Genomic DNA, 15,366 nt, shown 5'->3' with positions numbered 1-15,366 from the left:
ATCTTAGGTGCAATGGCCGCAATCGCGCCCGCCTGCGTTTCGTATGAGCCTTGATGCTCGAACACCATCCGGACCGCCCGTGCGCGGACCTCGGGTGAGTAGCGATTTGCCATTTTGCTTTTTGTCATCACAACCATCCTTACTTAAGTTGATGGTCTCCGACAAACTCGGGGCGATTCAACTTGCTGCTTTAGCGCAGCAGCAACTCTACCTGAAACAAACTGAATTAAAGGACGTGATAGTTGATCTGACAGAGCGCGGGACAATCCAATCAGACTGGAAGCGTGCAAGAAAACGTAAGCCTTCCCCCGCAGACACCATCAAGTCCGCTCGCTGAAGAAGATCATCGAATTTATGCTTCACTGGACCTTTGAACATTGGCTTTAAGACCGCCCAAACAGACCCGTTTACTGCAACGGACCTGCTGCAAATATCCCTGTCAAACTGTGCAAGAAGCCCTGTCGCGCTACACTCAGCAGGCTCGCTTCACCTGCTTGCAGGCCGCACCACGCGCAAGCCTGAACCGGTGAAAAGCCCGCATGCAAAGCAAGAAATGCGCGCTGGAAAAGATGTGTTAGGCAGGATTTTGACGGCTCACTCGCAAGGCTCTTTCTGCGCCGGATTGGTCCAGAACCTTTAGCGCGATATGGTCGGCATGAAGTTCAAGGCGCGCAGTCGCAAGAGTATTTTCGCAATCGGGATCATCGGGGGCCGTGCGCAGGATCGGCAATCCCGGCCCGCCGGTATGGCGCAGAATCGCAATCGGGTCGGTGGTGCCTTCGGCCAACAGAGCCTCTCCGATGCGCTGCCGGTCACGCGAGGACGTAGTCACGATCTGCGGCACGCTCAGATGCAGCGCATGATTGGCATGGATTGCCGGCGCCTCGATCCCTGTGACGGCGACGGCACCCGCCCCGAACTCGACGCTGCGCAACTGCGCCGCGCCAGCCTGCCCCAATGTCATGTGAAAACCGCCACAATCCGGACTGTCCGACAACAGCGCCACCGCTTGGTCAAGGCTATGACAGGCCAGCAGCGCACGCCCCAGCACCATGCGCGGTATGGTCGGCACGACCCCCGTCAGGCGCATATTATTGACCGCTTGCGCCAGCCCGGCTTGCGTGGCTGCGAAGGTATGGCCGGGCAAGGAACCGGGATAGCAAAACGCAACAAAGCCGGGGGCATCGCCCGGCGTTACATGCGCCAGAAAGGCGTGGCCGCGAAACTGGGGCAACCCATCTTCGTTATGGCCGATCATCGGGGATGCGCCGGGCAGTTGCACCGTGGTGCACCCATCGGCGGTGTTGTCCAGCAGGTCGCCGCGACAATTCCACGCCAGAACATCGGCAAAGGGCAACGCCAATCCTTCGGCAAGCCCTTGCAGTTCCTGCCATATGGTCGGAAAGCGCGCGCGTGTGGCCTGACCAAGCCGGGTTACGGTCGCGGCATGGTCAGGCCGCGTGACATTTGCCCAATAGGGCGTGGTCAACAGCAGGTCATGCGCGGCCTTTCGGCCGGCTTGGCCAAGTTGACGCCCGATTTCCCTGGGCGATCCCGAAACGCGAATATCACCCAATTCGAACGCCATGTGCCTAGACCATGACCGCGCGCGCCAGCCTGTCGGCCCCGTTGCGCACCGGGTCTGCGGCGGGCAGGCCGGTCTCGTCCTCTATTGCGGCAATGGCAGCGCGCGCCGCATCCGCATCCATCCGCGCGGTGTTGACGGCGATGGTCCGCACCCGCGCAGGCGTCAGCGCGCCAGCCGCCCCGGCAACGGCTTCGTTCAGCGCGATCACGTCACGCAAGGGCGGCACGCGGGTTTCATTCAGCGTGTCCAGCACCTCCATTCCGGCGCGGTGACACAGGACCATCGCGTTACAGGCACTGCCGCGCATCAGCGGCAAGGTCGCGGTGCTGCCGGGGTGCAACAGCGACCCCTGCCCTTCAATCACAAGCACATCATGCGCCGCGTGCTCCATCACCATGCGTTCGACCATGCCCGCCGCATGATCCACGCGCACGGCATCCAGCGGAATGCCCGCGCCGGTGATGGTGATACCGGTCTGCCCCGTGGCCAGAAACGCGGCATCGTGGCCCAAGCCTTGCAAGCTGCGGGTCAGCTCCAGCCCGGCGGTCATTTTGCCAATCGCCATATCGGTGCCCACCATCAGCACACGGGTATTGCGCAGGCTTGCCGCGCGCCCCATGGCAATGGGCGGCATGTCGCCTTGCGGCACCCGCACATCCCAGATGAATTGGCCGGGGCGCAGAGTGCCCCCCAACATCGGTTCCAGCCGGTCATGCATCCCGTTCACGATGGACAGACCGCGCTTTACCGCGTCGTCCAGCATGTCCATCCAATCGGGCGGCACGCGCCCACCAGAGGGGGCTGTGCCCAGAACCACCACCTGCGCGCCAAGGCGGGCGGCGTCATCCAAGCCAGCCACCACCGGCACATCGCTGTCAATCGGGCACAGGTCGCGCGCACGCAGCCCGGCCTTGGTGCTGTCAATGATCGCCACGACAGGGTTGCGACCATAGCGCAAGATGCCTTCGGACATCTTGGCGTTCAGTGTTCCCATGGTCGCCTCGGCAAAGAGCGCGATGGGCAGGGTCGGGTCAAGCATGGTCAAACACTCCACCATGACCGGGGCGGTCAGCGGGCAGGGTAATGCCATCGATGAATGGCGCGCCGCTGGCCGGGTCCGGGTCAAGATTCAGGTGAGAGTCGAGGTCGATATAGTCGAACAGCGCCGAAAGCGATGCCCCCGCCGCGATGGAAATCGAACTTTCGCCCATGCAGCCGATCATGGTTTGCAAGCCATATGCGCGGGCGGTGGCGACAATGCGCAGCGCCTCGGTAATGCCGCCGCATTTCATCAGCTTCAGGTTCACACCGTCCACGCACTGCGCAAAGCCGGGAACATCGCCTGACATACGGCAGGATTCGTCCACGAAAATCCGCAAGGCACGGTCGCGGAACAATTCCGGCAACTGGTCTTCGGCCCCGCGCACCAAGGGTTGTTCGATATATTCCGCCCCGCGTTCGGCCAGCCACCCCATCATGTGGCGCGCGTCGCGCAGCGACCAGCCGCCATTGGCATCGACCCGCAGCGCGGCCCCGCTGCCTTGCGCGGCTTCCAGCACGGCGGCGAACATGGCCTTGTCTGCCTCTATCCCGTCCGTGCTGCCCAGCTTCACTTTCAGCGCCCGCGCGCCTTGGGCCAGCAAAAGCGGCACGCGGTCGCGCACAACATCGGGCGGGTTGATCCCCACGGTCAAAGAACTGACCACCCCGCGCCGTGCCAGCCCCAGCAGGCGGTAAAGCGGCATTCCGGCCTGTTTCGCGCGCAAATCCCACAGCGCCATGTCCAGCGCGGCCAGGGCGCAGGCGCCCACGCCTGCCGCATGGCCCGCCGCCCAGATGTCGTGGATCGCATCGGGCAGCCCTTGGGCGATGAACGCCTCTAGCTGCGCCTGCCCCATGGCCACATCGGCGGCGCCTTCGGTCGCGCCGGGGGCCATTTCACCCCAGCCTGTCAGGTCCCCATCGGTGACGGACAAAAACAGATTTTCTCCGCCGGTGATTTCCCCGCGCGAAATGCGCAGGGGAAAGCGCTTTTTCAGATACAGCGTTTGGAAGTCGATCTTCATGCGAGGCCCTCTGATATGCCGGTCAGGAAAGAGGTCAGGTTCGTGCCCAATGCGTCGCTGACATATCCGCCTTCTTGCACCAACACCAAGGGCAGGCCAAGGGCGGCAATATCGGCGGCGATGGCGCGAAATCCGGGGGTTGTTACGTGCAAACCTTCGAACGGATCGTCTTCATGCGCGTCAAGGCCCAGGGCGACCACGATCACATCGGCTCCGAAACCTGCAATCCGGGTCAAGGCGATGGCCAGGGCTGCGCGAAAGCCCGTATCATCGGTGCCGCGCGGCAAAGGCAGGTTCAGGTTTGCGCCCAAGCCCACCCCTGCCCCGCGTTCCTGCGCATGCCCCCAGAAAAACGGGTAAAACCGCGCCGGGTCTGCGTGCAGCGACACCGTCAGCACATCGGCCCGGTAGTAGAATATGCCTTGCGTCCCGTTGCCATGGTGCACGTCGATATCCAAGATCGCCGGGCGCAAGCCGCGCGCGCGCAACGCTTGCGCCGCGATGGCGGCGTTGTTCAGAAAGCAGAATCCCCCCGCCAGATCGGCAAAGGCATGATGCCCCGGCGGACGGCAGAGCGCATAGGCCGCGCGCGTGCCCGTGGCCACAGCCTGCGCGGCGCTGAGTGCTGTCTGCGCCGACCAATAGGCTGACTGCCATGTGTCGGGACCGATGGGACAGGCCGTGTCGGCCTGATGGAACCCCGCCTGCCCGATGGCCGATTTGGGGTAGCTGTCGGTCCGGTTGGCGGGGTGGATATTCGGGATCACCTCTGGTCCGGCACCCTCTATGCGCTGCCAGCGAGGGTAGATATGGCGCAAAAAGGTCAGATACTCGGCGCTATGAATGGCGGCAATCGGACCTTGGCCGTGGTCTTGCGGGGCTTCGAACACACAGCCTGCGGCTTCGGCCCCTGCGCGCAAGATGTCTATGCGCGCAGGCACCTCCGGGTTGGGCAGGCGCGTGCCATTGGCCATGAAATGGGCGGGGTTATGCGCGCTTTGCGCCGGGTGCAAATAGGCTTTCATGGCGTGGCTTTCAGCGTGGCAAATTCTGCGCCCTTGAGCTGCGCAATCCGGTCGTGGCCATGGATAACAAAGCCCATCCGGGCATAAAACGCGCGGGCGTTTGTGTTGCTGTCATGGACTGCAAGCCGCAGCCCAAGCGCGCCCCATCGGGTGGCACTTTCGCGTGCAACATTGGCCAACAGCCTGCGCCCCAGCCCGCTGCCGCGCGCGCGCCGCGCCACCCACAGGTCAGAGACATAGGCCAAGACGCCCCCCGCGCTGGTGCTGATCTGCGGTTGCACAAGGGCCACGCCCTGACCGCCCGCAACAAGCGCTAAGGCCAAGGGCTGTGGCCCGAACAGCGCGCTATGCAAGGCATCCTCGGGCATGGCGAACGGATCGTCCAGATCATCCGCCAAGGCGCGCAAGCCCCCCAGAACATTCGCGAAATCCTCTGGCGCGGCCAAGCGGGGGGCGTCAGAACCCGACATTCTCTGTCCCTTTCAGCCTCAGCATGGCGCGCGCCTGCGCAGGCGTCGCGATCTCGCGCCCAAGCCCTTCGACCAGCCCGCGCACCTTCTCGACCTGTTCGGCGTTCGAGCGCGCCAACTGCCCGCGCGATATGGTCAGGCAATCTTCCAGCCCGACGCGGACATGCCCGCCCATGCCCACGGCCATGGTGGCGAACTGCATCTGGTGACGGCCCGCCGCCAGAACCGAGAAATGGTAGTCCGTCCCGAAATACTGGTCAGCCAGCCGTTTCATATGCGTCAGGTTTTCGGGCAAAGGGGCCATGCCGCCCAGCACGCCAAACACGAATTGCAGAAAGATCGGCCCGTCGATCAGCCCCCGGTCGCGGAAATGCGCCAGCATCCCCAGATGGCCGGTGTCGTAGCATTCAAATTCAAACCGTGCGCCGCGTTCCTGCCCCATCTGGCGCAGGATAGTTGCAATATCGCGGGGCGTGTTCTTGAAGACCAGATCATCGGTGCCGCGCAGGAAGGGTTCTTCCCAGTCAAAGCGCCACTCGGTAATACGGTCCGCCATCGGGTAAAGCGCGAAATTCATCGTGCCCATGTTCAGCGAGCACATCTCGGGGCGCGCGGCCAATGGCCCGGCCAGACGCACCTCCAGCGGCATGGTGGCGCTGCCCCCGGTGGACAGGTTCACAACCGCGTCGCAGCCTTGCGCGATCTGCGGCAGGAACCCCATGAAATGCGCGGGCGTGCAGCTTGGCCGCCCGTCGTTTGGGTCGCGCGCGTGCAAGTGCAGGATGGACGCGCCCGCCTGTGCCGCCTCTATCGCCTGGCGCGCAATATCTTCCGCCGTGAAGGGCAAGGCAGGCGACATGCTGGGCGTGTGGATGGACCCGGTCACGGCGCAGGTCAGGATCAGTTTGTCCATGGGTTACAGCCCCGCGCCTTGCGCAAAGCGGTCCAAGGCGCGGGTCAGCTTTTCAATGATCTCGTCGATCTGCGCTTCGGTCACGATCATCGGCGGTGCGACGATAAAATGATCGCCCGAATGCCCCCCGCGCGAGCGGCGCGCATAGATGATAAGCCCCTCGTCATAGGCGGCTTCGACCAGTGTATCATAGGCGTTCAGCGCGGCAGGCAAGGGCGCGCGGCTGTCGCGGTCCGACACCAGCTCGAACGCTTGCAGCAGCCCCATGCCGCGCACATCGCCGATAAAGCCATACCGCTGCATTAATGCGCGCAGGCGGGCGGCAAGCTGCTCGCCCATGGCCATGGCATTGGGCATCAGGCCGTCGTCTTCGATGACATCCATGACCGCCAGCCCGGCGGCACAGGCCAAGGGGTTGCCCGCATAGGTAAAGCCATGCGGGTAGCTGCCATGGTCCAGCACAGTTTCGGCAATACTGTCCTTGGCGATCAGCGCGCCCAGCGGCATGTAGCCCGACCCGAACCCCTTGGAGATGGTTATCATATCGGGCACCACGCCCCAATGATCGCCCGCGAACCAGCGGCCCAAGCGCCCGCCGCCAGAGATCACCTCGTCATGAATCAGCAGCACGCCGTAGCGGTCGCAGATGTCGCGGATGCGCGCCATATAGCCCGCAGGCGGCACCAGCGCGCCGGTCGAGGCGCCGCCCACCGGTTCCACGATGAAAGCCAGCACGGTTTCCGGGCCTTCTTCGAGTATCCGCGCTTCCAGCATGTCGGCGTAATGCTGGCCCGTGGCCGGGTCATCCAAAGGCCGCCCGTCCAGCCATGCGCGCGGGGCGGGGATTTTCGGCATCTGCACCATCATCGGCGCATAAGGCGCGGTCATCGGCGCGTAGCCTGTGACCGACAGCGCCCCCAGCGTGCAACCGTGATAGGCCGGAAAACGCGAGATCACCTTCCAGCGCTGCCCCTGCCCCACGGCCAGCGCGTGGCTGCGCGCGAGTTTCAGCGCCGATTCAACGGCTTCGGACCCGCCAGAAGTGAAGAACACCCGCCCCAGCCCATCCGGGGCCGCTTGGGCCAGCCGGTCGGCCAAGCGCTCGGACGGCTCTGTCTCAAAGTGCAGCCGGTAGCCGAAGGTGGCAATCTCCATCTGCGCGCGCATGGCATCCAGCACGCGGGGGTTGGAATGCCCGATATTGCAGACCATTGCGCCCGATGAGCCGTCCAGCCAGCGCCGCCCGTCCACGTCCCAGATATAAGCCCCTTCGGCACGGGCCAGTTTCGGCCTGCGCCGCCGCGTGCCGTAGAACAGTCGCGTTTGCCCGTCCATCATGCCACCCAGAAGGCTTTTTCCAAATCGGTAAACTCGCTGGCCGGGCCTTCAAACTTGTTGCGTCCCAGTTCCAGAACATAGACGTAATCAGCAATTTTCAGCGCTTGACGAATTTCCTGATCGACCAACAGAATGGTCAGCCCTTCGTCGCGCAAGCCGGTCAGCATGTCATACACTTCCTGCGCCAATATCTTGGACAGGCCCGCCGTGGGTTCATCGACCAGCAACATTTGCGGCTCTGCCATCAGGGTGCGGCCAATTTCGACCATGCGCTGTTGCCCGCCCGACAATTCGCCCGTGGCCTGCTTGCGCTTTTCGCGCAGGATGGGAAAACGCTGGTAATTGGCTTCTATCTTGCGTTTGATCTGGGCCGTATCACGCCGGAAGGTCCATGCGCCAAGTTCAAGGTTTTCCTCGACTGTCATGTCCTTGAAGACGCCCGGTTGTTGCGGGATATAGGCCAGCCCTTCATTGATACGTTTGAACGTGGGAATGTCGATAATGCTTTTGCCGCCCAGCACCACATCGCCCTGAAACGGTCGCAAGAACCCGAAGGCCGCTTTCAGCGCGGTGGATTTGCCCACACCATTTGCGCCCAGAATGGTGGTAATCTGCCCGCGCCGCGCGATCAGGTTCAGGTCGGACAGAATGTTGAGATCGCGGTAATAGCCCACCGACATGTCACGCAATTCCAGAACAGTGTCGGTCATGCTGCATCCTCTTCGTCTTTGCCCAGATAGGCTTCGATCACGGCGGGATCGTTCTTGACCGCATCCGGCGCGCCATCGGCAATGAGCACGCCGAAATTCAGCACGATAAGCCGTTCCGACAGCGCGAAAATCGCATCCATCTGGTGCGAAATCAGGATGATCGCCTTCCCCTCGGCCTTCATGCGGCGGATATACGCATAGATCACTTCCATCAGCTTGGGGTGAACACCTGCAAAGGGTTCATCCAGAATGATGACATCGGGGTTCAGCATTAACAGCCGCCCCAGTTCCAGCAGCTTTTGTTGTCCGCCAGACAGCGCCCGCGCGTATTCGTTGCGTAAATGGTCAATGGTCAGAAACTCCAGCACCTCCATCGCTTTTTCCGTCAGGGCGCGGCCCTGGTTCATATGGCCCATCGCAAGCGCCGGCACATACAGGTTTTCCAGAACCGTCATCCGCCGGAAACTGCGCGTGACCTGAAATGTGCGCCCAAGACCTGCGCGCGCAACTTCATAGGGCGCAAGCTGGTCAATGCGCTGGCCATTCAGATACACCGTGCCGGATGTAGGTTTGATTGCGCCGTCCAGAATATTGGTCAAGGTGGTTTTGCCCGCGCCATTCGGGCCAAGCACGCCAATCAGTTCCGGGCCGTTTACGTCAAGGTTCACCCCTTTCAACACATGATTGCCGCCGAAGCGTTTTTCCAGATTGGTCACTTTCAACTGGATCATGACTGCGCCTCCTGTCGGGCTTTACGTTTGGCGATGGTTTCTTCGGCCACGCCAATGCGCGCGAACCGGTCTATCAACGGCGCAAGCAAACCGTTGCGCGCAAAGCGTAGCACCAGCATGAGCAAGACCCCGAAGAACACCAGCCGCCAGACGGTCATGTCCACCTCTATGCCGCCAATGCTGAACGAGGTGCGCAACAGTTCCAGCATGATCTGCAAAAAGATCGCGCCCAATGCCGCGGCGACGAAGTTTTCGACCCCGCCAATGACCGCCATCGCCACAACAAGCGACATTTGCAGCAAGAACAACATGTTGGGCGTTACAATCTGGACGTAATGCGCCTGCACCGCGCCCGCCGCCGCCGCCATGGCGGTGGTAATGGTGAACACGATCACCTTATAGCGCGTGGTATTCACGCCCAAGGCAGCGGCTGCATCCGCATCCTCGCGCAGGGCGCGCACGAACAGCCCGAAACGTGAGCGCGACAGCCATGTCAGAATGGCAAGGCAGGCCAGCAGCAGCGCGAACATGGTGTAATAGGGTGGTATTTTGTCGGTTTGGCCGAATTGCAATCCGAACAGGTTCAGCCCCTCACCGTATAACGGGGGCAGCACCAAACCCGCCTGCCCGCGCGTGATGTCGATTTCGGCAGAGATGATCGCCTTGATGATCTCCGAAAACCCAAGCGTGAACAGGGCCAGATAGGCCGCGCGCAGGCGCAGCACCAGCAACCCAACCAGCAGCCCGGCAAGCCCGCCTGCCAATGTGCCAAGGATAATCCCCAACAACACCGGCATGCGCCAGACGCGCACCGTGTCGCCCCAGCCGTCAATCGCCTGTTGCAAACAATCCTGCGTCAGGGTGGTAGAGGTGACGCCGATCGCGTTTTTGATGACCAGCCAGTTGCCGAAGAACCCGAATTCCGTGCAGATGCCGGTCGGCGCTTCGGTGATGTAGAAGTAATGACAAAACAACGCCGTGCCATACGCCCCGATCCCCATGAAAGCCATATGACCGAAGCTGAATTGCCCGGCATAGCCCGCCAGCATGGACCAGCTTGAGGCCAGGATCGCATAGAAGAAGCCTGTTATCAGCACATGCATGACATAGTCGTAATTCGCGCCGGTATAGACCAACGGAAAGGCCAGGAAGAACGCGATCAGAAGCAGCCCTGCGATATGTGGAATTCGTGCCATATCAGCCCCCCTGCCCATGCGCGCCAGAGGCGAAGCGCCGCCCGAACAGCCCCGTGGGCCGCAGCAGCAGCGTCAGTGTCAGAACGATCATTCCATAAGCCGGAATGTAGCTGGCGGCCTTTTGCGCGTCGGGTATGCAGCCTGTGCCCGCCGCTTCGACCAGCCCGACCAGTATGCCGCCGATGAACGCGCCGGGTAGTGACCCAAGCCCGCCCAGAACCACGATCACGAAAGACCGCATGGCCGGGATCGCGCCGACCTGCGGCAACCATGAAAACGCCTGCACCAGCAACGCACCCGCCAGCGCCGCGATCATGCCGCCAAGCGCAAAAGCCAGCATATTCATGCGGTTGGGGTCAATGCCTGCAATCGCCGCCGCCTCTCGGTCCTGGCTGACAGCGCGCAGCGCCTTGCCGGTCCAGGTGCGGTGCAGCAGATACAGCAGCGCCAGCAACACAAGAATACAGGTCACGGCCGCAATAAAACGCGGGTTGGAAATAGAGACCGTGTCGAACAGCGTCAGGTTGCCGCGCCGCGTCTCGATGAGCGGCGATTCTGCGCCTGCCGGAAACTCCCAGCGCGGGAAATCAATGTAACGCTGAACCTTGACCGGGCTTGCGCCATGCAGCGCCTGCACGAAATACTGTAACGTGAAGGCCAGTCCGAAGGTGGCGAGAATGCCGTATTCCACAGGCCGGTCGATCTTGCCGGTATACATGGGTGTCAGCATGGCGCGCTCGAACAGCGCTCCGATGCAAAAGGCAAGGCAACACGCCCCCATCACCCCAAGAAGCGGGTTAACACCCGGAAACCAGACCACGGTGATGTAATAAACCAGCATTCCGCCGATCATGTAAAACTCGCCATGGGCAAAACTGACCACGCCAAGGATGGAAAAGATCAGCGTCAGGCCCAGCGCCATGAAGCCGTAGATAATGCCAATAATCAGCCCGTTGGTGAACTGACTGGCCCGAAACGCGCCATTGGCCACGCAGTTGTTTTCCGGGTCTGCAAAGGAAAATGCCGCCGCGATCAGCACCACCGCTGTCAGGCCCAGAAAGGTTGTGATCCGCCCCGACAGTTTCGGCGTGCGCGCCCAAAGCACAGCCACCCCAATCGGGCCAAGGGCTGCGCCAGCCATGGCGCCCGCGAAATTCACGTTCGACGTGTCCAGATCGCGCGAGAAGTAGCGCCGCCGCAGCAACACACTGCCAAGCACGCCCCAGACTGTCATCCAAAGGATGACGCCCCAGAAAATTTCAGGTGTCTGCACGGATGGTCCCCCGTTGCGCTTCGGGTGCATGGCCCGAAGCCTGTGCCGTCAAGCAGGGCGCGGGGAAAACAGCCCGCGCCCTGTCTGGTTGTTACTGGTTTACCCAGATCGGTTCGGCGGTCTTGTAGGCTTCAGGATAGACGATGGCCGCCTCGCTCGAAGCCTGGCCTTCTTCCTGAAACTGGATGATGGTGATCGCCGGGTCGGGCCACTGGTGCCACCATTCATCGCCCTTGCCATCCTCGGACGGGTCGCGCTTCAGGCCGTAATCGAAATAGATCCGGCCCAAAGTGCCCTCATGGCTGATGTTTTCCAGAGCGGTCACGATGGAACTGCCATCGGTGGTGCCCGCTTCGTTGATGGCCTGCGCCAGAACAGCAATCGAATCATACGCTTCCATCGCGTAGCTCTCGACATCGGATTTGCCGGTCTTTTCCTTATAGACCGCCGCAAAAGCGCGGCCCTTCTCGGTGAACTGGCTTTCCGGCACGCCAATACGCTGCACAAACGCATATTGCCCATCCGGCACGTTGGTCCAGTAAGTGCCCGATTCCAGCGCGTCCTGCCCTGTCTGGAACGGCAGGTCCATCGGGCCAATGCCTGCATCGGCGGCCTGCTGGGTAAAGTTGAACGCGGCTTCCCCCGTGACCAGCGTGATAATCATGTCGGGGTCTTCAGCCTTGATCCGTTCGACAATGCCCGCGTAATCCTGCGTGCCGATATCGACCGAGAAAATCGTGCTGGCCACGCCACCAGATTCCAGACCCTTCGCGGTTTCCTGACTGGCGGGAATGCCGTAATCGGTGTTCTCGGTCAGGATCACGACCTTTTCGATCCCCGGCAAGGTCAGCGCAAATTGCCAGTTGACGTTAGAGGTCCAGGACGAGAGCGGCGCGATACGGAAAATATGTTTCTGCTTGTCGCCGGTAATGGTGTCGTTCCACGTCTCGGCAAACACCACCGGGATACCGCGCGCATCGGCCACGTCCTTGGACGCAACACCCACCGAACTGTGATACCCGCCGCCCACCGCAACGACACCGTCTTGTGTAATCAGGCGTTCCATGACCGCAATTGCCCGCTCGGGCAAGCCTTCGGTATCGGCGATCACCACCTCTATGTCGCAGCCCAGAACCCCACCTGCGGCGTTGATGTCGGCTTCCGCGATCATCATCGCGTCGCGCATGGCTTCGCCGCCGACCACGGTGCCGGGGGCTGATAGTGGTGCAAGGCCACCAATCTTTATGGGGCAGTCCTGCGCATTGGCCGCACCTGCCCCAAGGGCAAATGCCGCCGCCGACAACATGAGATGGCGGCGCAAGGTCGAAGTTTTCATAATGAACGCTCCCTGACATTGTGGGGCCAAATCGGCCCCTTTGTTGAATGCTCCCGGTCAGACGCCGGGTTGCCGACCCATCGCAGGCCGATGCAAAATCGTGCGGCAGTTGCCAAAGGGCTGTCTTTCGTGTATCCGCCATATTCATCTGAATTCAGACATTTCTGTAAAGCGCAGCATGAAATCGGGCAGATTAGACCCACTGACGACCAAGAAGCAGGCAGAAAACCCTGCACAGCCGGTCGATGCGCTAAGGGTCGGCATCCTGCTTTGGCCCAGTTTTCCGCTAATGTCTTTTGCGGGGCTGGTGGAAAGCCTGCGTCACGCTGGCGATCACGGCGACGATTCCAACCCGCGCTATGCACGCTGGGATGTGATCGGGCCTGTGAACGTCGCGATGCGCTCCAGTTGCGGGGTGGCTATCTCGCCCAGCTCGGATTATGTCGCACCCAGCAGATTTGACCATCTCTTCGTCATTGGCGGGCTATTGCGCGATCTTGACACCGCACCAAGCCAGCATTCCGCGTTTATCCGTGCCGCGCACCGCGCGGGCGTGCCGGTCCATGGGGTCTGCACCGGCAGTTTCGTTCTGGCGGGGCTTGGCCTGCTCGACGGAAAATCGGTTTGCATTCATCCCTACCACAGAGAGCATTTCGAACTGGCCTATCCCGGCTTCCGCTTCGTGCCCAACCGCGATTTTCACCGCGCCGGGGGGGTATCGACTGTGCTGGGGGGCGTGTCGATCCTGTCGCTGATGCGTCAGGTGATCGCGCAACATCTTGGGCCAGACAAAAGTGCCAAGGTTCATCACCAGATGACCCTTCCCGCCGGCGATGGATCGCCCGACGCCGTTACCCCGACCGACCATTCCGGCATTGATGATCCGCGCATCCAGCGCGCTCTGGTCATTCTGGATGCGCAATCCGGCCAGACGCCCGAAATTGCGGCACTGGCCCGTATGTTAGGGCTGAGCGAACGGCATTTCCTGCGCCTGTTTCGCGCCCATGTCGGCTGTTCGCCAAAGGCTTATGTCATCGAAACAAAGCTGCGCGCAGCGGTCTGGATGCTGCGCAATACGCGGCGCTCGATCACGTCTATCGCCTATGCGACCGGGTTTTCCAGCGGGGCCAATCTGGCCGATCTGTGCCGCCGCAAGCTTTCTGCCACGCCCGGTGACATTCGGCGATGGGCACAGGCGGAAAAAGGTTAACGCGCGGCGGCCAGCAAGCCATCCACGTCCAGCGATGCCTCCAGATGGTCGGCCAGCGCGTCGAGCGTCGCGTCGACCGTTTTGCCAAAACTGGCATCCGAGGCGACCCCACCCAAGCTGGCCAACCATGCCGCGCGAAACGCATCGCCCGCGAACATGCCATGCAGATAGGTTCCGGCAACACGCCCATCCGCGCTGACCGCTCCTTCGGCCACGCCGTCAACCAAGGCAAAAGGCCGGGCCAAATCCGCACCGTGACTGCGCCCCAGATGAATTTCATAGCCGTCCAGCGGCTGCCCGGACGCGACATGCGCGCCTTGCACACGGGTCAGGCGCTTGTCGCCGGTCATGACGGTGTCAATCTCCAACAAACCAAGGCCGGGCGTAAGGCCCGGCGCGCCCTCCAGCCCCTGTGGGTCGGCCACGGACCGCCCCAGCATCTGGTAGCCGCCGCAAATGCCAAGCACATGCCCGCCGCGCCGATAATGCGCCATCAGATCGACATCCCACCCCTGCGCCCGCAAGAAGGCAAGATCAGCACGGGTGGATTTGGTCCCCGGCACGATCACCAAATCCGCATCGCCGGGAATGGCACGACCGGGACCAAGCAAGGTCAGCCGCACGCCCGGTTCCTGCGCCAAAGGGTCCAGATCGTCGAAATTAGCGATTCGGGACAGGGCCAGACACACGATATGCAGTCCCGACGGGCGCGCCGGGGCAAACAGGTCCAGCGCATCCTCGGCCGGCAGTTTCCAGGCATCGGCGAACCACGGACAAACACCGTAACCGCGCCACCCCGTCCGCTCCGCTATCTGGACATAACCATCGTCGAACAGGCGAGGATCGCCGCGAAACCGGTTGATAAGAAAGCCAACGATCTGCGCGGCATCGCCTTGGTCCAGCACCGCCTGCGTGCCCACAATCTGCGCGATCACGCCGCCACGATCAATGTCGCCCGCCAACACCACCGGAACATCGGCGGCGCGCGCAAAGCCCATATTGGCAATGTCATTTGCGCGCAGATTAACCTCTGCGGGGCTGCCCGCGCCTTCAACCAGAACCAGATCATGGGCTTCGCGCAAGCGATTGAAACTATCCATGACATAGCCCAAAAGGCGCGGTCTTAGCGCGGCATAGTCGCCCGCTTGCGTGCTGGTCAGACGGTGTCCCTGCACAATCACTTGTGCGCCAGTCTCGCTTTCCGGCTTCAGCAGCACCGGATTCATATCAACCACAGGCTCCAACCCCGCAGCGCGCGCCTGAAGCGCCTGCGCGCGACCGATCTCCCCCCCATCGGCGGTAACGGCGGCATTGTTCGACATGTTCTGCGGCTTGAAAGGGACCACCGACAGCCCGCGCCGCCGCGCCGCGCGGCACAGTCCCGCCACCAACAAGGATTTGCCCACATTGCTGCCGGTGCCTTGAATCATCAACGCGGTCATCGTCCCAAGCCACCACTTGCGCGGAATGGCTGACATGCGCCTCCGGCGGGGATATTTAAGCAAGGATG

14 protein-coding genes and 1 pseudogene are annotated in these 15,366 nt (G+C 62.0%); 1 reads left to right on the top strand and 14 read right to left on the bottom strand.

Annotated features, from left to right (window positions below; genetic code table 11):
* The 13 genes and pseudogenes from M3N55_RS02085 to M3N55_RS02025 form a co-directional block, all read right to left on the bottom strand.
* Nucleotides 1–128: pseudogene (locus M3N55_RS02085) on the bottom strand (IS3 family transposase); the annotation flags it as partial.
* Between the two features lie 446 nt (nt 129–574).
* Complete coding sequence (locus tag M3N55_RS02080) at nt 575–1,588, bottom strand: C45 family autoproteolytic acyltransferase/hydrolase (RefSeq protein WP_249055883.1); 1,014 nt, start codon at nt 1,586–1,588, stop codon at nt 575–577.
* Nucleotides 1,589–1,592: 4 nt separating this feature from the next.
* The gene (locus M3N55_RS02075; RefSeq protein WP_249055881.1) at nt 1,593–2,627 is read right to left on the bottom strand and encodes an N-acetyltransferase DgcN family protein; all 1,035 of its coding nucleotides are present in this window, start codon (nt 2,625–2,627) and stop codon (nt 1,593–1,595) included.
* Nucleotides 2,620–3,654 (bottom strand): dipeptide epimerase, encoded by a 1,035-nt coding sequence (locus tag M3N55_RS02070; protein ID WP_249055880.1) that lies wholly within the window; start codon nt 3,652–3,654, stop codon nt 2,620–2,622. Before M3N55_RS02070 ends, M3N55_RS02075 begins: the two co-directional genes overlap by 8 nt.
* Nucleotides 3,651–4,679, bottom strand: a complete 1,029-nt coding sequence (locus tag M3N55_RS02065; RefSeq protein WP_249055878.1) for a histone deacetylase family protein — start codon at nt 4,677–4,679, stop codon at nt 3,651–3,653. The genes M3N55_RS02070 and M3N55_RS02065 overlap by 4 nt, the downstream gene beginning before the upstream one ends.
* Complete coding sequence (locus tag M3N55_RS02060; protein WP_249055876.1) at nt 4,676–5,149, bottom strand: GNAT family N-acetyltransferase; 474 nt, start codon at nt 5,147–5,149, stop codon at nt 4,676–4,678. The genes M3N55_RS02065 and M3N55_RS02060 overlap by 4 nt, the downstream gene beginning before the upstream one ends.
* The gene (gene kce / locus M3N55_RS02055) at nt 5,136–6,062 is read right to left on the bottom strand and encodes a 3,5-dioxohexanoate:acetyl-CoA acetone transferase (protein ID WP_249055874.1); all 927 of its coding nucleotides are present in this window, start codon (nt 6,060–6,062) and stop codon (nt 5,136–5,138) included. The genes M3N55_RS02060 and kce overlap by 14 nt, the downstream gene beginning before the upstream one ends.
* A gap of 3 nt (nt 6,063–6,065) precedes the next feature.
* The gene (locus M3N55_RS02050) at nt 6,066–7,400 is read right to left on the bottom strand and encodes an aminotransferase family protein (protein WP_428982578.1); all 1,335 of its coding nucleotides are present in this window, start codon (nt 7,398–7,400) and stop codon (nt 6,066–6,068) included.
* Nucleotides 7,397–8,110 carry a branched-chain amino acid ABC transporter ATP-binding protein gene (locus M3N55_RS02045; protein WP_249055872.1) on the bottom strand — a complete coding sequence of 238 codons (714 nt, stop codon included), beginning with the start codon at nt 8,108–8,110 and terminating at the stop codon, nt 7,397–7,399. Before M3N55_RS02045 ends, M3N55_RS02050 begins: the two co-directional genes overlap by 4 nt.
* The gene (locus M3N55_RS02040; RefSeq protein WP_249055871.1) at nt 8,107–8,841 is read right to left on the bottom strand and encodes an ABC transporter ATP-binding protein; all 735 of its coding nucleotides are present in this window, start codon (nt 8,839–8,841) and stop codon (nt 8,107–8,109) included. The genes M3N55_RS02045 and M3N55_RS02040 overlap by 4 nt, the downstream gene beginning before the upstream one ends.
* Nucleotides 8,838–10,037, bottom strand: coding sequence for a branched-chain amino acid ABC transporter permease (locus tag M3N55_RS02035; protein ID WP_249055869.1), 1,200 nt, complete (start codon nt 10,035–10,037; stop codon nt 8,838–8,840). Before M3N55_RS02035 ends, M3N55_RS02040 begins: the two co-directional genes overlap by 4 nt.
* 1 nt (nt 10,038) lies before the next feature.
* A complete protein-coding gene (locus M3N55_RS02030) occupies nt 10,039–11,310 on the bottom strand; it encodes a branched-chain amino acid ABC transporter permease (protein WP_249055868.1) in 1,272 nt (423 codons plus the stop codon).
* Nucleotides 11,311–11,401: 91 nt separating this feature from the next.
* On the bottom strand, nt 11,402–12,646 hold the full coding sequence (locus M3N55_RS02025) for an ABC transporter substrate-binding protein (RefSeq protein ID WP_249055866.1): 1,245 nt from the start codon (nt 12,644–12,646) through the stop codon (nt 11,402–11,404).
* A gap of 178 nt (nt 12,647–12,824) precedes the next feature.
* Here M3N55_RS02025 and M3N55_RS02020 point away from each other — a divergent pair, with 178 nt between their 5' ends.
* Nucleotides 12,825–13,856, top strand: coding sequence for a GlxA family transcriptional regulator (locus M3N55_RS02020; protein WP_249055864.1), 1,032 nt, complete (start codon nt 12,825–12,827; stop codon nt 13,854–13,856).
* Here the strand turns inward: M3N55_RS02020 and M3N55_RS02015 are convergent.
* On the bottom strand, nt 13,853–15,298 hold the full coding sequence (locus M3N55_RS02015) for a cobyric acid synthase (RefSeq protein WP_249055916.1): 1,446 nt from the start codon (nt 15,296–15,298) through the stop codon (nt 13,853–13,855). The two genes, M3N55_RS02020 and M3N55_RS02015, sit on opposite strands and share 4 nt — an antisense overlap.
* Nucleotides 15,299–15,366: the final 68 nt, after the last annotated feature.

Origin of the sequence: Roseinatronobacter domitianus, assembly GCF_023336755.1 — a bacterium.
In the GTDB taxonomy this organism is placed as follows: domain Bacteria; phylum Pseudomonadota; class Alphaproteobacteria; order Rhodobacterales; family Rhodobacteraceae; genus Roseinatronobacter; species Roseinatronobacter domitianus.
This window is presented reverse-complemented; position numbering and strand designations above follow the sequence as displayed.